Origin of the sequence: Pseudoflavonifractor sp. 524-17 (assembly GCF_009935845.1) — a bacterium.
Classification (GTDB): domain Bacteria; phylum Bacillota; class Clostridia; order Oscillospirales; family Oscillospiraceae; genus Pseudoflavonifractor_A.
In genome coordinates, this window is sequence record NZ_QWEK01000023.1 from 37,245 (window position 1) to 60,239 (window position 22,995).

Below are 22,995 nucleotides of genomic sequence, written 5' to 3' on the forward strand. Positions count from 1 at the left end.
GACTTTTTGGGGCAATCAGGATATAGTTGGCGTGTAGCATGGATAGAATAGGGTAATAGAAAGGGATGAATTTATGGATATCGCCAATATTCTCTCACGGTGCGACCATACGCTGCTGAAGCAGGACGCCACGTGGGAGCAGATTAAGACCATCTGTGATGACGGCATGGCCTTTCATTGCGCATCAGTGTGCATCCCGGCTTCCTATGTGAAGCAGGCCTCCAACTATGTGGGGAACGAGCTGAAGATCTGCACAGTGATCGGCTTCCCCAACGGCTACTCCACCACCACGGTGAAGGTGTTTGAGACGGAGGACGCCATCCGCAGCGGCGCGGACGAGATCGATATGGTAATCAATCTGGGCTGGGTAAAAGACCAGCGTTGGGACGACGTGCTGGAGGAGATCAAGACCATCAAGGCGTCGTGCAAGGGCCGCATTCTCAAGGTCATTGTAGAGACCTGCCTGCTGACCGAGGCGGAAAAGATAAAGATGTGCGAGCTGGTCACCAAGGCGGGGGCGGAGTATATCAAGACTTCCACCGGCTTTTCCACCGGGGGGGCCACTGCCGCGGATGTGGCGCTGTTCAAGGCCCACGTGGGGCCGGACGTGAAGATCAAGGCCGCCGGCGGGATACACTCTTTTGAGGAGGCCCAGGCCATGCTGGACGCCGGCGCGGATCGGCTGGGGGCCAGCGCTCTGGTAAAGCTGGCCAAAAACTGAGATTTGCAACGATTTATGCTCTTTGGGCGGGCTTCTGCGCTGGCAGAGGCCCGCTTTGTTACTCATGTAACAATTCTGAAACTTTTTTCGGAAACCGGACAAATGTAGTTGCTCTTTGAACGGACATATTGTATAATACACCTATCCCCAGACCGGTGCGGGACAGACCGTCTTACGGATTGGGGTCCTGTATTTAGGAAAGGAAGGTCGATTACATTGAAGAAGTTACATAAGGCCGCGGCTTTGCTGCTGGCCCTCGGCATGGTAGGCCCCCTGGCCGCCTGCGGCGGCGGCAGCACCCAGCCCAGCAGCGCCCCCACCCCCGCCAACAGCGACGCACCCGCTCCCTCCAACGCCGGCGGCCCGACCGCCAGCAGCCCCATCACCAAGGTGGCCCTGGTCACCGACGTGGGCACCATTGACGACGAGTCCTTTAACCAGGCCTGCTGGCAGGGCGTGGAAACCTGGTGCAAGGCCAACGGCGTGGAGTACAACTACTATCAGCCCACTGAGGATTCCGACGACGCCCGTCTGGTCTCCATCAACCAGGCTGTGAATGAGGGCTACAATACCATTGTTATGCCCGGCTACCTGTTTGGCCCCTCCCTGGCTACGGCCCAGGATCAGTTCCCCGACACGTACTTCATCGCCGTTGACGTGAGCGAGGGCGACCTAAACACCGCCGCCGGCCCCAACACCGTGTGCATTACCTTTGCCGAGGAGCAGGCCGGCTATCTGGCGGGCTACGCCACGGTAAAGGATGGCTACACCAACTTGGGCTATCTGGGCGGCATGGCCGTGCCTGCCGTGCAGCGCTTCGGCTACGGCTATGTCCAGGGGGCTGACGCCGCCGCCCAGGAGATGGGCACCAACATCACCATCAACTACACCTATGGCGGCCAGTTCTTCGGCGACCCCTCCATCACCTCCAAGATGGAGGCCTGGTACTCCAACGGCACGGAGATCGTCTTTGCCTGCGGCGGCGGCATCTACACCTCCGCTGTGGACGCCGCGGTGCTACATGACGGCAAGGTCATCGGCGTGGACGTGGACCAGCACTATGTGGGTGAGGCCAAGAATGAGGACGGCTCCAACAAGTACCCCTACAATCCCTTTGTTACCTCTGCTATGAAGGGTCTGCAGAACGTCACTGAGAGCGTTCTGGACGATCTGAGCAAGGGCAACTGGTCCAACTACGGCGGCAAGTTCATGACCTTCTCCCTGAATGAGGGCGATTATGTGGGCCTGCCCACCGACGCCGGCTCTTGGGGGTTTAAGACCTTTACCCTGGATGAGTATAACGCGGTTGTGGATCAGATCAAGAGCGGCGCCATTGAGGTAAGCAACGATATCACCAAGATGCCCGCCGTCTCCGCTAATACTACCGTCAACGAGATCCCCTAATTGCTCTTTGCGATAATCAGAGATAATAAAAAGGTGCGCCGCCCCCGGGCGGCGCACCTTTTTTCCCGCCGCTTGGATCCTGAAAGACCATGCCCGGTCAGCCGGCGGTGATGGAACCGCATCAATGAGAATAGGGAGTGAATGGCAATGGAAGAAATTTATATCCCCGTGCTGTCCCATTTTGAAAATGGAAACCTCTGGACAGCCAGTGACGGCCGTATGCGCTATCTGGTCCGGCCGGAGGAGAATGTTCTCACCGCCCAGGTTTGGGAGGGGCCGTGGAGCTATGAGTTCAGCACGGTGGAGGAGACCCGGCAGTTTCCTATGGACCTCCAAGGGCTTGACCAGCTGGCCCAGTGGGTCCGCGCCTGGGCGGCAGCGATCAACGCCCGCCCTGTTCCCACGCTGGAGCAGAGCATCGCCCGCCGGGCAGAGACGGTCGCCGAATAAGAAAGCGGCCGGCGTCCATCCAAATTGGCCGGTAAAGGAATTCTTTCACTGGCGGACATATGAACCGCTTTACAGGGAATGAATAGTTTCTGAAAGATAGTGAATATATCCGGGAATATAGACATAATATGAATGGTTGGATGGGGATAGTTTCGGTCAAAATTCATGAATTATTTGAGTTCTGCTTGAAGAAAGAGAGCCGCTTTAGTACTTATTTCTATTTCCAAAGTCTATATGGCTTTTGTAGGACTCTCAACGGGATGAATTTGTATAAGTTGTATATTCTTTGTCTATAATTTAGCATACTTTTATTTTGGATTGACGATATTAGGGGTTCTGTGTTATACTCTTATCTGCAACAAGAAGTGGGCGGCACCGATGATCAATTCCATATGCTCCCACAGGTATGCAAGCAGTGTGTCATGTCAGATCAGAACAGACCATGCGCGACTGGCCAACACAGGCCCTTATTATGGCCTTGATTTGTCTGCGCCCCAGCAGGATATGTTATGACTGACGCGGGAAAGAGGGTGAAGGAAGGAAGAGTGCTCTTGCACCGCAGCAGAGAAACACAGCAGCCCATTATTGAGTAGGAGGAAACTATGAAAAAGAACAAGCTTTTCAGAAGCGTCGTCTCCCTGTCAATGGCTTGCGCAGTTACTCTAGGCACAATGCAGAGTGCCAGTGCCTGTACTACCGTGGCCGTCGGCAAGGACGCCTCTGATACCGGCTCCGTACTGGTGGCCCACACCTGTGACGGCTGGTATGACCACCGGATCCAGATCGTAGAGGGCGGCACCCACGCCGCCGGCGAGATGGTGGACATCTACAACGACCCCTGTACCGCCACCAAGAGCGAGGTTACTCTCGTGGGCCAGGTCCCCCAGGCGGAGGAGACCTATACTTACTTCAACATCGCCTACCCCTTCATGAACGAGAAGGGCGTGGTCATCAGTGAGTTTACCTGGAGCGGCCGCAGCGAGGTGGGCTCCCCCGAGGGCATGATGGTCATCGCCAACCTGGAGATGCTGGGCCTGCAGCGGGCCGCCACCGCCCGTGAGACCATCGAGGTGATGGGAGCCATGGCGGAGAAGTACGGCTACTGCGACGGCGGCGAGTGTCTGCTGGTGGCCGACCAGAACGAAGTGTGGATCTTTGAGGTCTGCGGCGGCGGTCCCCTGTGGACCCAGGGCAGCGAGGCCCCCGGCGCCCACTGGGCCGCCCGGAGAGTGCCTGACGACCAGGTCTTCGCCGGCGCCAACCGGTCCCGCTTGGGCGTGATCGATTTCAACGACCCTGACAACTATATGTGGTCCACCGACATCACCGCCCTGCCCAAGCAGATGGGCTGGTGGAACGACGGCGAGGAGTTCAACTTTACCAAGATCTTTAACCCCGAGCCCTATGGCTATGAGTTCTACGCCAGCCGCCGTGAGTGGCGGGTGTTCAGCCTGCTGGCGCCCTCCCAGGACTTCCCCGTACTGGACCGCCAGAGCCACTACGACTTCACCATCGTCCCCGATGAGCTGGTCTCCATCCAGGACATTATGGACATCTACAGCGACCACCTGGAGGGCACCGAGTACGACATGACCAAGGGTCTGGCCGCCGGCCCCTTCGGCAACCCCCACCGCTGGCAGGTCCCCGGCAGCATGAAGCCGGAGTACGCCTCCTCTGAGGACTGGGAGCGCGAGATCGCCCAGTTCCGCTGCACCTACGCCTTCGTGGCTGAGCTGCGGCCCGACATGCCCGGCGAGATCGGCAGCGTGCTGTGGTTTGGCGAGGACTGCCCCGATACCACTGTGTATACCCCCATCTACGCCGGCACCACCCGGGTGCCTGAGGAGTGGTCCACGGGCGACCGGAAGTCCTTTGACCAGAACTGTGCCTGGTGGGCGTTCAACTTTGTGGGCAACTACGCCCAGCTCAACTGGAACGCCATGTACCCCGTCATCCGGGAGCGCAAGGCCGGTATCGAGTCTGAGTACTTCGCCGAGCAGGCCGAGATCGACGCCAAGGCGCTGGAGCTGTACAATACCTCCGGCGTGGACGCCGCCAAGGAGTACCTGACCAATTACGTTTACAGCAACATGGAAGAACTCAACGACACCTGGTGGGCCTTTGCCTGGGAGCTGGTTGGCACCTACTACGACGGCATCCAGATCAACGAGGACGGCTCCTCCACCACCCTGGGCTATCCCACCGAGTGGCTGGAGGCCGTGAAGTTCGGTGAGACCAGCCTGGCCGACAAGGGTGAGAGCATCCCCGGCGGCGAGGAGCCCGCTCCCTCCGCTGAGCCCACTGCCGCTCCCGCTCCCTCCGCCGCCCCCGCGCCCGCGGATCCCGGCCCCAGCAGCGCCCCCGCGGTGAACACCACCTCCAGCAACTCCACCGCGCTGCTTATCGGCTCTGCCTGCGTCATTGTTGCCGCCATTGCCGCTGTAGTTATTCTGCAGAAAAAGAAGCAGTAAAGCATCTTCCATAAGCCCGCGCCGGCCGCTGTGCATAATATCTCCGGCCGGCGCGGGAAAGAGACAGAGAACCATGCAGGCAGCCCATTATTGAGTAGGAGGAAACTATGAAAAAGAGAAAATTTTTCAGAGGCGTTATCTCCCTGTCGATGGCTTGCGCGATTGTGTTTGGTACCATGCAGAGTGCCGGCGCCTGTACCACCATTGCGGTGGGCAAGGATGCCTCGGCGGATGGGGCGCCTATGATCGCCCACTCCGTTGACGGCTGGTACGACGAGCGGATTGAGGTTGTCGCCGGCGGCAAGCATGCGGCCGGTGAGATGGTGGACATTTACCGGGATCCCTGCCAGGACGGCTATCAGCCGGTAGAGCTGGTGGGTCAGATTCCCCAGGTGGAGGAGACCTATACTTATTTTGACACGGGCTATCCCTTCATGAACGAGAAGGGCATCACCATTGGCGAGCACACCTGGAGCGGCGACTATGCCGCGTTCTATAACGGGGAGCAGGCCATGATGGTGATTGCCAACCTGCAGGCGCTGGGCCTGCAGCGGGCCTCCACCGCGAAGGAGTGCGTCCAGATCATGGGCGAGCTGGCCGAGAAGTACGGCTATGCCGACGGCGGCGAGACCTTGCTGGTGGGCGATTCCAACGAGGTGTGGATCTTTGAGATCTCCGGCCCCGGCCCCCTGTGGACGCCTGACAGCGGCAGACCCGGCGCCCACTGGGCCGCCCGCCGCCTGCCTGATGACGAGATCCACTCCGGCGCCAACCGCTCTGTCCTGCGCGAGATCGACTTCAACGACCCGGACAACTTCATGTGGTCCACCGATATCACCCAGTATCCCAAGGAGCTTGGCTACTGGAAGGAAGGCGAGCCCTTCAATTACTCTATCATTTTTGATACCGTAGAGGGCAACGAGGCCTACACCTGCTCCGGCCGTGTGTGGAGAGTGTATGACCTGCTGGCCAACTCCCAGAATTTCCCCATCTGTAATGAAGAGCAGGCGCTGACCGAGCTGCCCTTCTCCACCAAACCCGATAAGAAGCTTACCATTCAGGACATTATGGCCGTCTATTACGACCACTATGAGGGCACCCCCTTTGACATGACCACCGGACTGGCCGCGGGCCCCTGGGGCAACCCCGTCCGCTACCGGGCCAAGAAGGACAACAAGCCCGAGGATGTAGCCAAGTTTGACTGGGAGCGCTCTATCGCCATCTACCGCTGCTCCTATTCCTTCGTGTCTCAGATGCGCCCCAACATGCCAGCTGAGATCGGCACGGTTCTGTGGTACGGCTGCGATTCCCCCGACACCACTGTTCACGTCCCCATCTACGCCGGTACCACCGAAGTCCCCAAGGAGTGGTCTGAGAGCGACCGCTGGAAGTTTGACACCAACTGCGCTTGGTGGGCGTTCAACTTCGTGAACAACTGGGCCACAACGGGCTGGAACATTATCTACCCCGACATCGCAGCCAAGCGCGACAGCATTGAGTCCAAGCTGTTTGCCGAGCAGGCCGAAGTGGACGCCAAGGCGCTCGAGCTCTACAACAGCGGCGATGTCGCCGGCGCAAAGGCGTATCTCACCGGTTATGTCTGCGACACCATGGACGATGTCTATGACCAGTGGTGGGCCTATGCCTGGGAGCTAGTAGGCAAGTTCAACGACGGACAGTCCTACAATGCGGAAGAGCACAGCACTTCCGGCTTCCCCTACAGCATGGAGTATCTGGACGCGGTTGACTACGGTCACAGCCACCTGGACGCCTCCAAGGGTCTGAACGGAGCGCTGCCTGCCGGCGGTGCCGCAGAGCCCGAGCCCTCTGCGCAGCCCGAGCCCTCTGCGCAGCCCGAGCCCTCTGAGGCTCCCGCCCCCTCTAAGGCCCCCGCTCCCAGCGGTGATTCTCAGCAGACTGCCTCCAGCAGCTCCGCTGCCCCGGTTATCATCGTGGTCTGCCTGATCGCTGTGGCCGTTGCCGCTGTGGTCATCCTTCAGAAAAAGAAGAAGAAGAACTAACCTTTATTCGCCTGCGTACATGCGGGCAGAGGCCCCGCTTCTGCCCGCTCATTTATCAAGGAGGATACGAACTATGAACTTCAGCAAAAAGCTTGCCGTTTCTCTGCTGGTCCTGTCCATGACCGCCTCTCTGGCCGCCTGCGGCGGCGGTGGCGGACAGGGCAGCGCCCCCTCTGCCGCGCCCTCCACCGCCCCTGTGGAGTCCACCACCCCCGACGCCAATACGCCCAGCGGCGGCGGCAGCTCTGGCGGCGGCGCCTCCTCTGCCGAGTTTGACGGCAAGCTCCACGGCCCCTTCGTGATGACCACCTGCGGCCAGTCCACCGGCTCTGTCATGTGCCATATGGTGGCCACCCAGGCCGGCGTGACTTCTGTTGATGAGCACCAGCTGATGGCCAGCGAGCTGGACACCCTGGCTCCGGACGCGAAGACGCTGATCATCAGCACCGGCACCTCCGGCAAGGGCATGGGCGCCGCGGGCACCGACGTGGGTGACGAGATCGAGCGCTGCACCGCCGTGGCCCAGGCCGCAAAGGAAAAGGGAATGGTAGTTGTCTGCGCCCACGTGGAGGGCATGTCCCGCCGCACCGACGCCAACGACCAGGCCTCCATCGACGCGATTCTGCCCTTGGCGGATGTGATCGTCTGTGTTGAGGAGAGCGACAGCGACGGCCTGTTCTCCAACTATGCCCAAGAGCACAGCATACCCATCATCACCGCCAAGGATACCCTTAGTCTGAGTGATTATATGACTGCGGAGTAAATCTACCCGCGATTCTTGTCTAGGACTGCGGGCTTGTTCTCACAGCCCGCAGTCCTACCTGAGGAGGTAATTTTGTGACTATGTTCCAGCACTCCTTGGCCGTCATTGCTGTAATCGCGATTGTTTTCGCCGTGGCGAAGAAAATGAAGGTCTGCACTGAGCTCACCCTGCTGCTAGCGGCACTGGGCGCTTTGGTGGCCCATCTGATTATCCCCATGGGTGTGGATGAGCGCTCTGCCTTGCCCTTTACTGAGATCATCCGGCACCTGGTAGAGGGTACCTTCAATTACTTCGACGTGTGTATGACCTTCCTGACGGCTACCTTCTTTATGACCCTGTACAAGGAGACAGGGGGCGTAAACTACCTGGTCCGCCAGATCGTGGGCCGCTTCTATAAGAAGCGTGTATTCTGCCTGCTGCTTCTCCTGGTGGTCATGATGGTTCCCGGCGCTGTCACCGGCTCGGGCGCCACCACCGTGCTGACTGTGGGCGGCTTGGTGGGCGCTGTGCTGGCCGCCATGGGCGTGGCGGAGGATCGCCGCGTCGCGCTGGTCTTCATTCTGGCCGCCATGAGCGCCGCCTGCCCCCCCATCAACTTGTGGACCATGATGGCCGCCGCCGGCGCCAACATGCCCTATGTAGGCTTCACCGCCCCTCTGGCGCTGCTGTCCATCGTGGGCGCCCTGTTCGCCACCTTCTACCTGACCCGGGGTACCAAAAGCGATTCCCCGGTGGACGCCGTCCTGGATACCCTGCCTGAGGCGCCCCAGGGGTGGAACGCCCTGCGCGCTTTCGTTCCCTTCGTAGTCATGCTGGTGCTGATTCTGGGCGCCCGGGTGGTTCCCGCTTACTGGCCTGTGATCGGCCTGCCTATGATTTTCATGCTCAGCGCCGCCGCGGTGCTGCTGTGCAGCCCCAAAAAGGTCAACGTACTGGACGTGGCTGTCACCACTGTGGTCAACCTGAAAGAGCTGGTGGGCATCATGGTTGTAGTGGGTATCCTGAACCAGATCCTCACCCTCACCGGCGCACGGGGCCTTATCTCCCTGGGCGTGGTCATTCTGCCCATCTGGCTGCTGTTCGCCGCCCTGTGGCTCATCCTGCCCGTGGCTGAGGGTGTGCTTCAGTACGCCGTCGCCCCCCTGCTGGGTGTGCCCTTGATTATGCTGTTCAACATGAAGGGCTTCAATGCCGTCATCGCCCTGTCCACTTGGTCCGTCATGTGGCCTTTGGGCGACTGCCTGCCCCCCACCGCCGTGGTCGGCCGGGCCACTGTCATGCAGCTGGACTACAAGGGCAACTACTATAAGGGCTTTGTCAAGGCCGCCTTGGTACCTATCCTGTTTATCCTGGCGCTGTGTACGGTCTCCATGATCTTCAACAACCAACTGGGCAATTTACTGGGGGTGTAACGTATGGATATTCTGGTTATTATCAATGCCATATTCACGATCCTTACCTATGCCACCGCGCTGTTCTTCCTGGTCGCGATTGTCCGCGCGTTCTTTAAGACCAAGAACGTGCAGAACGCCTTGGTGTACTGCATCATCATGGTTCCCTTCGTACTGCGTCTGCTGCGCTTGAAATAAGGGGGAGGGATACAGTTGAGGAATCTGAATATCAATACGGTGAAAGCCATCGCCGTCATCATTGCCGCTTTCTGTATGGGCGTATCCGGCTACCTGTTCTGGGAGCACCGCAACTATAAGGAACCTGTGGTGGTCAGCGAATATATTACCGAAGTCAAGAAGCTCAGCGACTACAGCGATGTGGTTAAAGGCACAACCAACGACTGCAATGTGTATATCTTTGACAGCGGCGTGGAGGGTGGCTGTATGCTCATCTGGGGCGGCACCCACGCGGAGGAACCCGCCGGCGTCATGGCCGCCAACCTGCTGGTAGAGAACCTGAAGGTCACCCAGGGCAAGGTCATCCTCATCACCCGGGAGAATAACAGCGGCTCCACCGTCAGCCGCGTGGGCGAGGCCTACCCCCGGTTCTACAGCTATCAGACCCCCTGGGGCACCAAGACCTGGCGCTTTGGCGACCGCCACGCCAACCCCCTGGACTCCTGGCCCGACCCCGAGGTCTACATCCACTATCCCAGCGGACAGACCTTGGCCAACGTGGACATCCGCAACACCAACCGCAATTGGCCCGGCAAAGAGAACGGCCTGCTCACCGAGCGGACCAACTACGCCGTGACTCAGCTCATCAAGGCTGAGGGCGTGGACATGACGCTGGATTTCCATGAGGCCGAACTGGAGTACACGGTGGAGAATACCATCGTGGTCCATGAGAAGGGCCAGGCTGTGGCCGCCATGGTGTCCATGATGCTCACCTCCCAGACCTTCGACGTGCCCATCGGCATGGAGTTCTCTCCCACCGCCCTCCACGGTCTGAGCCACCGTGAGGTAGGCGACCACACCGACGCTGCGTCCTATCTGGTAGAGGTGGCCGAGCCCATGCTGGATCGCATCCGCGGCATCACCGACGAAGAGCTGCTGATGAGCGGCAAGGATGTCTTCGTGATCAAGGCCGGGGAGCGGGGACTGCTCTACGCCCCCATTGACGAGAACGGCTGGCCCATTGACAAGCGCGTGGCCCGCCACGTCACCACCGCTCTTACCATTATGGAGGTCAACAACACCGTCAACCCCGACCAGACCATTCTGATTGAGAACGTCCCCTCTTACGAGGAAATGATGAGCAACGGACTGGGTATCTACTACCACAACCCGCTGGCCGTCCCTGCCGACCGGGTGTACTATGACTGACCGTCCGTGAACTGAAAACCTGCTTGGAAAGCCCTTCGTCTTGCGGCGAAGGGCTTTCCAAAGGCTAGGGAGGAATACAGCCCTATGCTTGTGATTTCACTGCTTCTGTTTGCAGGGTATCTCGCCTGGCTGCTGTGGGAGGGCTATGCCAACCGGCGGGCCCGGCGAACCTTCCGGCATGTGATCCACGTCAACGGGATCCGGGGCAAAACCGCCACCTGCCGCTTGATTGACGCCCAGCTCCGCCAGGCCGGCTTCAAGGTGTTTACCAAGACGACCGGCACCGCCCCCTTGTACATTGACACCAGCGGGGCGGAACACCCTATCCGCCGGCGCGGCCCTGCCAACATCATTGAGCAGGCCGCCATCCTCCGGCGGGCCCGGCGGGAGGGGGCGGAAATTCTGGTGGTGGAGTGTATGGCTGTGGCGCCGGAGCTCCAGCGTGTGGCCCAAGAGAAGATTGTGCAGGGGGATTGGAACGTCATCACCAACGTGCGCTATGACCACGTTTTCGAAATGGGAGAGCGCCTGGAGGACATCGCCCACAGCCTGAGCGCGGTGATCCCCAGAAGCGGGGTACTGTTTACCGGGGACGAGAACTTTTTCCCCTTTTTTGAGGAACAGTGCCGCGCCGCCGGGACACAGGCCGTACTGTGCCGGGGCGGAGAGGGCGCGGGGAGCGAGAATCTGGCCATCGCCCAGAGCATCGCCCGGCGGCTGGGGGTGCCTCAGGAGCGGCTTCTGGGGGCGGAGGACTGCCGGCAGGAGTTTGGCGCCTGCAAGCGGTACCCCCTGGGGGAGCGGCAGTTCCTCAACCTCTTCTCCGCCAACGATCCCCAGTCCTCTCTGCTGCTGCTCCGGGAACAGTTCCCCCAGCCGGGGGAGCTGACGCTGATTTACAACCACCGGCTGGACCGGCCCGACCGGCTGCTGCTCTTTATCCGGTACTTCTTCCCCTATGTGTCCTGTCAAAAGCTCATTGTTATGGGCGGGGGACGCCGGCTGGCCCGGCGGTTGCTCCGGAGGGCGGGGCTGGAGGCGGAGACCGCCCCCAGCTGGCGCGCCGCCCTGGAGCGGGCGGACACCCCCCTTGTGGCCGGGATCGGCAACATCAAGGGCTGGGCCTGCCAGATGATTTGCGCCCTTGAGGAGGGAAGCCTATGAACGAACTGGCCATTCTCTCCCTCCTGGTGACCCTGATCTTTACCGAAGTAACTCAGATCATCCCAGGGGGGATTGTGGTGCCCTTTTATTTTGCCCTCTACCTGGAGGAGCCGGTAAAGGTAGCCGCCACGCTGGTGTCCGCCCTGATTGCCCTGGGGGTGGTAAAGCTCATCGGCAGCGTCACTATCCTGTATGGGCGGCGGAAGTTTGCCCTGTACATTATCGTCGGCCTGCTGGAGAAGGCCCTGTTTACCTACCTGTATTTCGGAAACTCCTACCTGTTCTACAATCTGTCCATGACCATCGGCTATCTGGTGCCGGGCATTCTGGGGGGACAGATGGAGAAACAGGGATGTGTGAAGACCCTGTGCGCCCTGGCGGCAGTGGTATTCCTCATCAAGCTGATTCAGATTATTGTGACATAAGAGCCTATGAAGATGACAAAGACCAAACTGCTGGCAGCCTGCGCGGCCATCCTGGCAATCACCTGGCTGCTGTTGATGCTCACCAGGGCCACCGCCCCCGCGGCCCACTGGGCGCAGAAGCTGGAGGCTGCGGAGCGGACCCAGGCCTGCCTGGCGGCGGTGCGGCAGCTCAAGGAGGACCGGGGCGTCCCCATCAGCGCCGTCAACGATATCAATCACACCGGTGTCATCGGGCAGGATTACTCCCTCATTACCACCACTCTGGGCAACCTGGAGGCCAAGCGGACCTCCACCAATCCCAACATGGCCGCTATGGTGGTAGATATGTTCTGTGAGCTGGGCCTGGAGCCTGGAGACAAGGTGGCGGTGAACTGCTCTGGCTCCTTTCCGGCCCTGAACCTGGCGGTGCTGTGCGCCATTGAGGTCATGGAGCTGGACCCTCTGCTGATGACCTCCTTTGGCTCCTCCACCCACGGGGCCAACGATCCAGAGCTGACCTACCTGGACATGGAGTACGCCCTCTACCAACAGGGCTTGCTGGGGATCCGGAGCGATTGCTTTTCTATCGGCGGTCTGGAGGATGTGGGAGGAGACATGAACCCGGCGGTGGTGCAGACCATTGTGGACCGGCTCACTGGCTGCGGCTATCCCTTCTACTATGAGGCCGACCTGCTGGACAACATCCACCGGCGCTTTGAACTGTACCAGGATTATGGGGACATCCGCTGCTTTATCAATGTGGGGGGCAACGACGTGTCCTTTGGCAACAGCAAGATCATTGTGTACAGCGACGGCGGCATTCTCACCGCCCTGCCGGAGAACGACCATTCCACCGGCCTGGTGCAGCTCTTTCTGGCCGAAAATACGCCGGTGATCCACCTGCTCAATGTAAAGAGCCTGGCCACGGCTTACGGACTGCCCATCGATCCCAGCCCCATGCCACTGCCGGGGGAGGGGGGCGTCTACTTCCAGTACACCTACCACAAGGCTGTCGCCTGGGGAGGGCTGGCTCTGACAGCGCTGATATGCGGCCTGGGGTGGAACAGCCTTCGGACGCCCGAGCCCCGTTGGAGAGGGAGGGGCCGGCCCAAAAGCCGGCGGAACGGGCCGCCCACAGATACGCGGGAGAAAATTTGAATGCGATTTGCGCCGCTTAGAGCGGCAGGATGGTGAATTCATATGAAAAAAAGAGTGTTTCTACTGTTTGTCATGGCTGCTGTGCTCCTCACGGCCTGCGGAGGCCCGGAAAAGGGGGAGACCATGGGGGTCTATCACCAGATCACCGGGGTGAAGCCGGAAGAAGTGGTGCTGGTGCTGGACGGCAATGAGATTTCCGCAGAGCTGTACTGCTATTGGACGGCCTTCAATTGCAGCGCCCTGGAGTATCAGCTCAACATGTATCACGACTATGGCATGTATCAGGAGCTTTTCCAGGAGGACGGCAGCCTCAACTGGGGGGCGGAGTTCCCCGCCGGCTCCGGCATGACACTCTCCCAGTATGCCAAGACCATGGCAGAGGACACGATCTTTTTCTACGCCGCCATTGAGAATCTGGCAAAAACCCACGGCGTCGTGCTCAGCGCGGAGGATGAGGCCGTCATTGAGACGGAGCGGCAGAATATGGAGGAGGCCCTGGGCGGACCGGAGGGCTTTGAGAACTACCTGACAGAGATGGGGCTGAGCCGGGAGAGCCTGACCCGGGTCATGGCGGTGACCAGCCTGCTGGACGGGCTGATTGAGCTGGCCGGACAGCAGGACAGCCCCCTCTATTTGCCGGAGGCGGACTATCCAAAGTATCTGGGCTATACCGACTTTCTTTTCTTCGCCGTGGACGCGGATAAAGACCAGGAGCAGGCGCGCAAGGAGGCGGAGGAGATCCACCAACAGCTCGGCCAGGCCGAAAATCCGGCGGCCCGCTTTGGCGAGCTGGCGGTACAGTACACTGCGGAGGGCCGGGCCATGACGGACTATTTCTACACGCCGGGCTCCATGCCAGAACCCTTTGAAGCCGCCGCCGCTCAGCTCCAGCCCGGCCAGCTCAGCCCTGTTGTGGAGACGGAAAGCGGCTGCTATATTTTGTTGGGCAAGTCCCTGCCAGAGGGGCTGGAGCGCCAGCCAGAGCAGCGCAAGACACTGCTGGAGAACTACATCGTCGCCCAAGCGGGCCAGTACCAGGAAGAGATGGAAGTGGTGCGGAAAGGGGACCTGACCAGCCTGGACGCGGGGAACTTCTATCAGGACTACCTGAAATATATGGAGGACAGGGCCGTGGAAAATGCCACCGCCATACTGTCCGGGAAGGAAAATGGGGCGTCTGAGTCATAGTGTCTGTTTTAAAACCTGCGCAATGGCCAAGGCCGCTGTGTACCCCGCCATTTATCAAACAAAGCCTGGTAAAGATGGGCGCGTCCTCCCCCAGAGACGCCAGTCCACAGGATTTTCCGCGTGCTGGAGGAGGTAGGGGCTGGTCTCGCGTTGCAGGTGGTTTGACACTGGCTTACATCTTCTTTTTGTCGTCTGCCGCCGGGTTGTCAATAAGAGTTCCGTCCTCTCCAAAGCGGGAGCCGTGGCAGGGACAGTCCCAGCTGTGCTCGGCGGCGTTGTACTTCAGGGCGCAGCCCATATGGGGGCAGCGAGGTACGGTGGGAGTAAGGAGCCCAAGAGCGGACAACAGCCCGTTCACCGCCAGCTGAGGGCGTAGGATGGTGCGGGCGGGGGAGAACACGGCGGCATACGGATTATCTCTTCCCAGCACCAGGTCCGTTAAAATTCCGGCCGCGGCCATAGAGGAGGTCATGCCCCATTTGTTGAAGCCTGCCGCCACATAGAGTCCCGGCGTGCGCTGGGAATAGGGTCCGATATAGGGGATTTCATCCAGGGACATGCAGTCCTGTGTGGCCCAGCGGGCGGTCTCTTGGGCGTCGGGATAGCGGCTTCTGGCAAAGCGCGTCAGCTCCTGCCAGCCGCCGCCTTGCCTGCCGGTCCGGTGGCTGCCGCCGCCCAGGAGCAGCAAATCGCCATAATTGCGGAAGGACAGCCCCTTTTTGTCCGCATCTAAATACATGCCGCAGACATCCGGGGCGTTTTTCAGGGAGAGGACATAGGAGCGATGCTGGTACAGCTTCAAAAAATAGCCGCCGTGCTTGTTGAGAAGGGGGAAGTGGGTGGCAGCGATTATTTTGTCCGCCGAGATGGTTCCGGCGTGGGTGACCGCTCTGCCGGGGGCCAGCTCCAAAACCTTGGTGTACTCAAAAATACGCAGAGGCTTGGCGAGAGCGGCGATGAACTTGAGGGGGTGGAACTGGGCCTGGCGGGGGAATTTTACCGCCCCGGCCACAGGAAAGGGGAGGGGGAGATTCTCCGAACACACCGCGGGAAAGCCCAGCCGCTCCAGCGCCGCCAGCTCCCGCTCCACCTTCCGCCGGCTGTCTCTGGAGTAGACAAAGGCGTCCTTCTCCTCAAAATCACAGTCAAACTCCCGGCACAGCTTGCGGTAGGCCTCTAACGCCCCCAGGTTAGCCTCCAGGCAGAGCCGGGCGCGCTCCGCACCGAATCGCTGTATGAGCTTGTGGCAGATCAACCCGTGCTGGGCGGAGATCTTGGCCGTGGTGTTCTTGGTGATGCCGCTGCCGATGCGGTCTGCCTCCACCAGGGCGCAGTCCACACCCGCCTGGGCCAACCGGTAGGCGCACAGCAGGCCCGCCATGCCGCCGCCGATGATCAATACATCGGTTTTCAGGTCTGACCGGAGGGGAGCGAATTTGGGGAGCTGTACCGTTTGAAGCCATACGGAGTCCATCTCATCACCTCAATGGAATTAAGAAGCGGGATTCATAACCGGAGAATGCTGGAGAGCCATTGGATTTTGCTGTCCCGCAAGGAAAAAGACCGGCTGGACAACGTTCTGCGGTTGTGAATATAGGTTCTAAGGTGTCCGCGAACTTGACGGATTATACCCCAAGAGATGCCCTGCGCCCACAGTGCAATCAAAAGAAATCATCCGAACCATTCCCCACAGAGGAGACCTGGTTCGGATGATCTTCAGAAATCCCAAAACGCCGGTTGAATTACTGACTGCAAGCAAAAATCCCGCACAAATGGGGCGGTGGCGTAAGAAAACATTTTAAGCGAGGGTCGGCGTAGCGTTAAGCTGCGCCGACTTTCGCATTATTTGTGTCTTGGGCAGTTTGAGATTGCTCCCGAGCTCCCTCAAAATCAAACGCACCTATGAAGTTATAGACAATTTCGATTTCCCGGATTTTCACCCGCTTCTGCTGTTCGTCGGTCGTGTAGGTGTCGGACACCCTGATCTGTTCCACGAACTCACGCAGGATAGTGGCGTCAAGCTGGGTCATGTCCGTATATTTCTTCACCACGGAAATGAACTTCCTGACGATGGTTTTCTTCTGCTCCTGCTGTTTCACTTCCCGCCCCAGGGTTTCCACGACGGCCTTTAACTGTTCCTGCTCCTGCTCGTAGTCACGGGGACAGCTTGCCAGAAATGTTGTCCTCAGAGAGCTTTTGTCAAGGGTAAATCTCAAAAAAACGGTTCGTCTGTCTAGACGAAGACAGACGAACCGCTTTTGAATCTATGATGTATCCACAGCTCAGGTGGGGACTTTAGATACTGCAAAAGCTGCTCCTCAAAGATTTGAAGCGTTTCTTCCGCAAATTCTTTCAGCTTAACTGGGTCACGCAAGTCCACGGCACATTGGTTCATGGTCTTAAAATTAGGCACGTCATCGTAGGACACGGCCTGCTTACCGTTGGAGTAGCGCCAGACAAACCACCAATAGTTCCGGGAAGCAATGACGCGGAAAGCAGGAAACTGCTTGTTGACCGTCTCCATGGCTGCGTCATCTACTTTTACTGGCATCCAACCGTTTTCTCTCTTCTTCTCCACCAGACAAAAACCACCAACCAGATAGCCGTCGTCAGATGCCTCAATGCGGAACCACATCTCTTGGTTCGAATCAGAAAATTCCAGTCCCTCCGCTTTTACCTTGTAGTTCACGCCGGGGCAAAAGTTCAAACATTGTAGGTTCGTTTTCTTTTTTTCCTTCAACTCCGCACTGCAATAGGACTTGTAGGAATCCTCCAACCATTCCAACTGGTAGGTTTCCGCAATCGCTTTCCTGTCGATTGCTTCCTTGAATGTCTCTAATACAGTACAAGCCAAGCTGCTATCCGCTGATTGCTTTTTCGAGTCGGACAAAAACCACTCAATAGCCTCTATGTACTGCCGAACTTGTTCCAAAAGTTCAGCGTTTTGGTCAGATTTAGGCTGTCTCGTCCTCCATTCCTCCAGCCATGTGCAGATACTTTTCCAGGAGATGCATGTGACAGCGTTTTCTTCTAACGTATTCCCCTTATCCTTGGACTGCATGGTCCACAGGGAGGGTTTCGTTTTATCGTCCTTCGTCAAATAAACCAATTTGGCGTTTCGGGAATAGAAGTGATAGTCATAGCATTGAGCCTCTTGGTCACCAGCGTTGATCTTGACCTCAATCGGAACAGAAAACTGGGGATGTTGGAGCATGATATCGATTCTCCGCCCGTTATCAATCAGGTATTCCGTCATGACGCAGGTTCTTTCCAGGTTTTTCAGCTTCGCACTGTCCATTTGCAAAGGCACTTCCAGGAAGGACTTCAAGAAGGACGTATCCGGCTTGCTCCCAGCCGACCTGTGTCCCTTTGGGTCCAGCAGATCCGCCAGAAAACGGCACATCAACACCTCGTCCTGTGCCACTCTCAGCGCCTTGAAAATATTGCTTTCCATCACGATTTCTCCTTCTCTTTTTTTAATAGCCAAGAAATTTTCTGATACCTCTCCCATCCATTCCGCAAAATTTCTCCAATCTCCCGCCGCAGCCACTCCGGCTCCAGGACCTGGCACACCGCTACATATTGCAGCGCCCAGAATTTCAGTCCAGCCGCCCCGGTGGACACCATGGCGTCAAAGGTTCCGTCACCATTGTCCCGAAGCTGCGTCTCCATGCCAAACCGGTCCAGCACGTCGCTGACCAACTCCGCTTCGCAGCGCAGCACCGCCTGGACAGCCTCGCCGGGAAAGGGGTACACACGCTCCCGAACATACCGCTCCAGGTCCAGTCCGGGCGGCAGAGGAGCTATGGACTGGTCCTCCAGCAAAACCGGCGACTGAATCCGGTCCACCCGATAGTGGCTGATGTTCTCTTCTCCCTGATACCGGAAGATAAGGTAATAGTTTCCATTTGCAAAGAAAAGGCCATAGGGCGACACCCGATAGGGCTGCTCCCGGCGGGGATGGAGCCGCTTGTCCATGCCGTATTCCATGTACTGAAACTCCACCTGACAGCAGCGTGACACCGCCTCTTCTAGCACCTCCACGGACAGAAAGGTCTCCTGATTGATACCGCGCCAGGGTGTTCCAACGGACAGGGGGCGGCACTGTTCCCGCTGCCAGCGGCTCAGGCCCCGCCCCAGCTTCTTCAGCAGCCGCTCACACTGACGCCGGGAAATGCCCGGAAAAGCGGAGGCGGCGTCCGACAGCAGACGCACCTCCGACGGCTCCAACGGGCGGGACAAAAGCCGGTAGCCCTCGCCGTCATCCTGATACTCCGGAATATGACAGCCCACAGCCCGCAGCTTGTCCAGGGCGGCGTAGACCGCCCGCCGGCCACAGCGCAGGCCGTACTCCGTTCGCAGCAGACGGAGCAACTCTCCCATGGGCAGGGCGTGGTCGGCGTCAGTATGCTCCGAGAGAACCTGATAGACCCGGAAGGGAAGGATGTTTATGGACACGGCGGCGCCTCCTTTTCCTGATGGGTTATTGTACCATAAACGCGGCGCGGATAGCAACCACCCCCCTGTACTTGTTTCGGTATAGGGGGGTGTGCTAACATTACGGAAAATCCATTGGAAAGGAACGACTGTGCGTTTATGGAAAAGAGGTCAACAGGAAAGCGGCTTCTCAGAGAGACGGATTACGCGCTTTTGAAACGAGTGCTATACGGTAATTTCAGTTTGATCTGCTTGGATGTGGATGATCTGACGGTTCTGCGGGATGGCGAGACCGCTTTCCTTTGGGAATGCCCTCCCTGCGCGTCAATGGACGAACTGATAAGCATGGCCCTGCTGGTGGCGGCTGAAATGGATCCAGAGCGGGGCCGAAAAATCGTATCTGTAGTGCTATATGTCAATGTGCCTAGGGATATGAGCCTCGAAAGCCTTGATGAAATATGCCGCGCAATTCAGTGGCCGATTCCAAAAGACGCGGATATTAGATTCGGCCGCGGTTTTCACAAAGAAGCTCGTTTCCTGCTTGCCACTTCTGAGGGAAGAGCAAAGAAGAGGAGGAAAACGTAATGACCTATGTGATGTCGGATATTCACGGCTATTATGAAAAATACCGGTCCATGCTGGAGACCATTGAGTTTGCGGAGGATGACACCCTCTATGTGCTGGGGGACGTACTGGACCGGGGGCCGGACGGGTTCAAGATCCTGCTGGATATGGCGGCGCGGCCTAACATAATTGGGCTTCTGGGAAACCATGAGCTGCTGGCCGCCGCGGTGCTGCCCTCCCTTTTGCGCACCATACGCCGGGGCGAGGAGCAGCCTTTGGCTAAAGCGGAGCAGGCGCAGATGCAGGAATGGCTTCAAAACGGAGGGAAGGCATCCATCCTGCAATTTCTCCAGTTCAGTGGGGAAGAAATGGAGACCGTGTGCGAGTATCTGCGGTCACTGTCCGCCTATGAGGAAATCACGGTACAGGGACGGCGGTTTGTGCTGGTCCACGCCGGGCTGGAGCATTTCTCCGCCGCCCGTCCTTTGGAGGAATATGACCTGGAGGATTTCCTGTTCTGCCGCCCAGACCCGGAGACCGCCTATTTCCCGGACAAAACCCTCGTTTTCGGGCACACCCCCACCCGGCTGCTCTTCAAACAAATCGGGAAACCGGAACTGCCGGACCGCATTTTCCATCGTAATACAATGATTGGCGTCGACTGCGGGTGCGCCTATCCCGGCGGACGGCTGGGGTGCTTATGCCTGGATACAATGGAGGAGTTTTATGTGTAAGCAATTTATAAAAAGAGTTCATTCAATTTGCCGCACACATTTCAGGAGAAATTCCGCGCACAGGAAATCGGTGGAAAGGACTGAGTTGAGCTGCCACACAGATTTTACCCCGGGGGAGGGTATTCTTTCTCCGAAGGAGTGGATCAGCAGTGCCCGTGAAGCCGGCATCCGAGCCATTGCGATCACGGATTTTCAAAATGCAGACGGGTTTATGGAGGCGGCGCAGGCTATCGAGAAACTGCACCGGGACGCAGAACCGGGAGAGCTGGATTTCAAGGTACTCTATGGCCTGGAAACTGTGCTGGAGGACGGATGTCTGATTCATCTTCTGGTGCAGCATCAGGAGGGATTAGCGCAGCTTTACCGGCTGCTGGAAAGCCGGAAGGAGCGTCCGTTTCTGCGAAAAGCGGAGATCAACGAGCATCGAGCCGGACTGTTGGTAGGCTGTCCCGGAAAGGACGGAGAAGTTTATCGCGGGATTCTAAAAAATCTGGATGACGCCCGTTTGGAGGAAATCGCCGGGTTCTACGATTATCTGTCGGTCCTGCCGCCGCAGCATTGCAGACTTCTGTCCATGCCGGAGCACATTTCCCGCAGCGAAGCCCTTCGGGCGGCGGAGGACTTGATCCTCAAAACCATTGCTCTTGGCAAACGGTCAGGCAAGCCAGTGGCCGCAGCAGGAAACAGGCGAACAGCAAATCAGGATTGGGGTATGTTCCGAAGCAGTATGGCTTATCGCGCCCTGAAGGATGAGAACTTGGTCCTTGACCCCGCTTTCCTTGGCAAATGGCTGGGCAAACCGGCGGACACAGCGGGAAATACACCCATGGGAAATCAGGATTGGGGTATGTTCAGATGGGGTATGACTCATTATATTCTGAAGGGTGAGGATTTGGAGATACCCCTGCCGAACCGCCTCTACACGGAAGAGGATGGGGCCTGGGATGTATCCCTGCCAGATCTCCTCTACGCGGATGAGATGTTGGACGTCTTCTCTTTCATGGGAAAAGAAGCAGCGGAGGAAATTGTCCTTCACGCGCCCAACCGTCTGGCGGATCTATGCGAAGAAATCCGGATTTTCCCGGAGGATCAACGATGCTTGTAGCCCATCCTGCCCGGTGCGTTTCAGACTGTGTCGGACCTCTGCCGGAAGCAGCTCCGGATACGGTACGGCAGTATGATTCCTGAGACGGCGCAGGAACGGATAGAGTATGAGCTTGCAGTCCTGCAAAACAATGAATGGTTCTGCTCCGTTCTCCTGATTGTCCGCCAACTGGTACAGGGGCTCCAGGGAAAGGGGTATCCGGTCCGTGCATTAGCCAGGTACTACTCGGACTCCGGTTATACATATTCGTATGCCGCATATCTGCTTGGCGTGACTGAAGTCGATCCTTTGGCCATACAGATCCCCCGTGAACGCTTCAGGATGCCTGACGCGCCTGATTGGCAATTTGCATTGAACGTTCCAGAAGAGTGTGTGGAGGAATGCTGGAAAGAGGCCGTTGCGATCCTTTCTCAAATATTTCCCCAGGGAATGGCGGTATCAATGCCGGAATCATATCAATCCAACGGAAGGATCTTTGTCCCCCATGCTGCGCAGCTGCGCAACTGGCTGCCCTTGAAAAAGGTTGACGGACAATATTGGGCCCCTTATGGAGCCGCTGAGGATTTTCCCTGCCTATTTCGGTTGTATTTAGTGCCCGCAAAGGACCTGAGTCTGTTTCGTAAACTGGAACAATCAACTGGAACACACCCATCCTCCATAAACATTGAAGAAGATGCGCTTCCGTTATTATTGCGGGATCAAACGGATATCCCAGAGCTTGGATTTTCAGATATCCAGGCGATCTGGAAACTGGCAGATCCCCAAACAATGGATGACATCATCAAGGTTTTTGCCCTGCGCCACTCCTGGGGCGCTTGGGAGGACAACGGTGAGGAGTTGGTGAAAAAGAGGGCCGTTCTATTCAGCGAGATCATTGGGAGCATGGATGATGTTTTCTTGCGTCTGCTGGACGCAGGATTGGATATGGCGTTTGTATACCAGGTTACAGCGCAGCTCCAGAGATCTGAAGAACTGGATAAAGAATATATTTCCGTCCTGACACAAAATGGGATTCCAGAATGGATTATCAATTCCTGCAGCAAAATCATAAAGCTCTCTCCAAAAGCGTATTGTGCGGCAGCTTTTGCGATACCGGCACTTAAAGCAGCATGGTATAAGGCGCGCTTTCCGAAGGAGTACGCGCAGGCGTATTCTGAATGGCATTCTGAGAATCTGCATTCACAGGCGTTGAACACTGCCTTGGCGGAGATTTTTTCCAGCTCCCCCGAGGCCGGTTAGGGTGAACAACTCGAAACAACGGTCACAGGGAGGCTGGTATGAACGCTCAAGAAATCAAGAACATTCTGATCGCCTATCTGAAGACAGCCAACCGTGAGATCCGGATCTACCAGGAAAAAAGCATCGGGGACGCGGTGTGCGATCTGATGGCGGTGACCAACTGCCTGACGGGCTACGAGATCAAAAGCGACCTGGATAATTACCAGCGGCTGAATCATCAAATCACTGCCTATGACCGTTTTTTGAGAAATGCTATATCGTCGTAGGCGGCCGTCACCTCAAATCAGCGGACCAGAAGGTACCTGGCCACTGGGGAATCATCACAATCCAGAGCGACCATGTCACCGTCAACCGCCCCGCCCGTGCCGGAAACCCGGACTGCGGCAGCCAGCTGA

22 protein-coding genes are annotated in these 22,995 nt (G+C 57.9%); 18 read left to right on the top strand and 4 right to left on the bottom strand.

All coding sequences use genetic code 11. The features are described 5' to 3' along the window. The first annotated feature begins 73 nt into the window (after nucleotides 1–73). The 13 genes from deoC (at nucleotide 74) to D1159_RS10120 (ending at nucleotide 14,521) form a co-directional block, all read left to right on the top strand. Entirely contained in the window at nucleotides 74–721 is a 648-nt protein-coding gene (gene deoC, locus D1159_RS10065) for a deoxyribose-phosphate aldolase (protein ID WP_161845542.1), read from the top strand. A gap of 216 nt (nucleotides 722–937) precedes the next feature. After that, entirely contained in the window at nucleotides 938–2,125 is a 1,188-nt protein-coding gene (locus D1159_RS10070) for a BMP family ABC transporter substrate-binding protein (RefSeq protein WP_243152221.1), read from the top strand. Between the two features lie 147 nt (nucleotides 2,126–2,272). Further along, nucleotides 2,273–2,575: a hypothetical protein gene (locus D1159_RS10075; RefSeq protein ID WP_161845543.1), complete on the top strand. Its 303-nt coding sequence runs from the start codon at nucleotides 2,273–2,275 to the stop codon at nucleotides 2,573–2,575. A 602-nt stretch (nucleotides 2,576–3,177) separates the two neighbouring features. Then, nucleotides 3,178–5,046 (top strand): C69 family dipeptidase, encoded by a 1,869-nt coding sequence (locus D1159_RS10080; RefSeq protein WP_202621023.1) that lies wholly within the window; start codon nucleotides 3,178–3,180, stop codon nucleotides 5,044–5,046. A gap of 107 nt (nucleotides 5,047–5,153) precedes the next feature. Beyond that, entirely contained in the window at nucleotides 5,154–7,067 is a 1,914-nt protein-coding gene (locus D1159_RS10085; protein ID WP_202621024.1) for a C69 family dipeptidase, read from the top strand. Nucleotides 7,068–7,140: 73 nt separating this feature from the next. Continuing rightward, nucleotides 7,141–7,830 (top strand): DUF6305 family protein, encoded by a 690-nt coding sequence (locus D1159_RS10090; protein WP_161845544.1) that lies wholly within the window; start codon nucleotides 7,141–7,143, stop codon nucleotides 7,828–7,830. A gap of 74 nt (nucleotides 7,831–7,904) precedes the next feature. After that, nucleotides 7,905–9,242, top strand: a complete 1,338-nt coding sequence (locus tag D1159_RS10095; protein WP_202621025.1) for a hypothetical protein — start codon at nucleotides 7,905–7,907, stop codon at nucleotides 9,240–9,242. A gap of 3 nt (nucleotides 9,243–9,245) precedes the next feature. Then, complete coding sequence (locus D1159_RS19185) at nucleotides 9,246–9,419, top strand: hypothetical protein (protein WP_202621026.1); 174 nt, start codon at nucleotides 9,246–9,248, stop codon at nucleotides 9,417–9,419. A 15-nt stretch (nucleotides 9,420–9,434) separates the two neighbouring features. After that, nucleotides 9,435–10,607 (top strand): succinylglutamate desuccinylase, encoded by a 1,173-nt coding sequence (locus D1159_RS10100; protein WP_202621027.1) that lies wholly within the window; start codon nucleotides 9,435–9,437, stop codon nucleotides 10,605–10,607. A gap of 84 nt (nucleotides 10,608–10,691) precedes the next feature. Then, nucleotides 10,692–11,771 (top strand): poly-gamma-glutamate synthase PgsB, encoded by a 1,080-nt coding sequence (gene pgsB, locus D1159_RS10105; RefSeq protein WP_161845545.1) that lies wholly within the window; start codon nucleotides 10,692–10,694, stop codon nucleotides 11,769–11,771. Further along, a complete protein-coding gene (gene pgsC, locus D1159_RS10110) occupies nucleotides 11,768–12,196 on the top strand; it encodes a poly-gamma-glutamate biosynthesis protein PgsC (RefSeq protein WP_161845546.1) in 429 nt (142 codons plus the stop codon). Before pgsB ends, pgsC begins: the two co-directional genes overlap by 4 nt. A 12-nt stretch (nucleotides 12,197–12,208) precedes the next feature. Beyond that, nucleotides 12,209–13,333 carry a poly-gamma-glutamate system protein gene (gene pgsW, locus D1159_RS10115; protein WP_161845547.1) on the top strand — a complete coding sequence of 375 codons (1,125 nt, stop codon included), beginning with the start codon at nucleotides 12,209–12,211 and terminating at the stop codon, nucleotides 13,331–13,333. 42 nt (nucleotides 13,334–13,375) lie between these two features. After that, entirely contained in the window at nucleotides 13,376–14,521 is a 1,146-nt protein-coding gene (locus D1159_RS10120) for a peptidylprolyl isomerase (protein ID WP_161845548.1), read from the top strand. A 172-nt stretch (nucleotides 14,522–14,693) separates the two neighbouring features. Here D1159_RS10120 and D1159_RS10130 read toward each other — a convergent pair whose 3' ends face one another. The 4 genes from D1159_RS10130 to D1159_RS20030 all read right to left on the bottom strand — a co-directional run bounded on the left by D1159_RS10130 (nucleotide 14,694) and on the right by D1159_RS20030 (nucleotide 18,979). Next, nucleotides 14,694–15,995 (bottom strand): FAD-dependent oxidoreductase, encoded by a 1,302-nt coding sequence (locus D1159_RS10130; RefSeq protein ID WP_161845550.1) that lies wholly within the window; start codon nucleotides 15,993–15,995, stop codon nucleotides 14,694–14,696. A 346-nt stretch (nucleotides 15,996–16,341) separates the two neighbouring features. Continuing rightward, nucleotides 16,342–16,737, bottom strand: coding sequence for a DUF4368 domain-containing protein (locus tag D1159_RS10135; RefSeq protein WP_161845551.1), 396 nt, complete (start codon nucleotides 16,735–16,737; stop codon nucleotides 16,342–16,344). Nucleotides 16,738–16,754: 17 nt separating this feature from the next. Next, nucleotides 16,755–17,975, bottom strand: coding sequence for a PD-(D/E)XK nuclease family protein (locus tag D1159_RS10140; RefSeq protein WP_161845552.1), 1,221 nt, complete (start codon nucleotides 17,973–17,975; stop codon nucleotides 16,755–16,757). Beyond that, nucleotides 17,975–18,979, bottom strand: coding sequence for a WYL domain-containing protein (locus D1159_RS20030; protein ID WP_161845553.1), 1,005 nt, complete (start codon nucleotides 18,977–18,979; stop codon nucleotides 17,975–17,977). Before D1159_RS20030 ends, D1159_RS10140 begins: the two co-directional genes overlap by 1 nt. Nucleotides 18,980–19,117: 138 nt before the next feature. On the opposite strand from D1159_RS20030, the gene D1159_RS10150 reads away from it, so the two are divergent. The 5 genes from D1159_RS10150 to D1159_RS10170 are packed head-to-tail and all read left to right on the top strand — an operon-like array spanning nucleotide 19,118 to nucleotide 22,866. After that, nucleotides 19,118–19,543 (top strand): hypothetical protein, encoded by a 426-nt coding sequence (locus D1159_RS10150; protein ID WP_161845554.1) that lies wholly within the window; start codon nucleotides 19,118–19,120, stop codon nucleotides 19,541–19,543. Continuing rightward, the gene (locus D1159_RS10155) at nucleotides 19,543–20,256 is read left to right on the top strand and encodes a metallophosphoesterase (RefSeq protein WP_161845555.1); all 714 of its coding nucleotides are present in this window, start codon (nucleotides 19,543–19,545) and stop codon (nucleotides 20,254–20,256) included. Before D1159_RS10150 ends, D1159_RS10155 begins: the two co-directional genes overlap by 1 nt. Further along, entirely contained in the window at nucleotides 20,174–21,361 is a 1,188-nt protein-coding gene (locus D1159_RS10160; RefSeq protein ID WP_161845556.1) for a PHP domain-containing protein, read from the top strand. The genes D1159_RS10155 and D1159_RS10160 overlap by 83 nt, the downstream gene beginning before the upstream one ends. A gap of 27 nt (nucleotides 21,362–21,388) precedes the next feature. Then, nucleotides 21,389–22,600, top strand: a complete 1,212-nt coding sequence (locus D1159_RS10165) for a hypothetical protein (RefSeq protein WP_161845557.1) — start codon at nucleotides 21,389–21,391, stop codon at nucleotides 22,598–22,600. A 38-nt stretch (nucleotides 22,601–22,638) separates the two neighbouring features. Next, the gene (locus D1159_RS10170) at nucleotides 22,639–22,866 is read left to right on the top strand and encodes a hypothetical protein (RefSeq protein ID WP_161845558.1); all 228 of its coding nucleotides are present in this window, start codon (nucleotides 22,639–22,641) and stop codon (nucleotides 22,864–22,866) included. The last annotated feature ends 129 nt before the right edge of the window (nucleotides 22,867–22,995 follow it).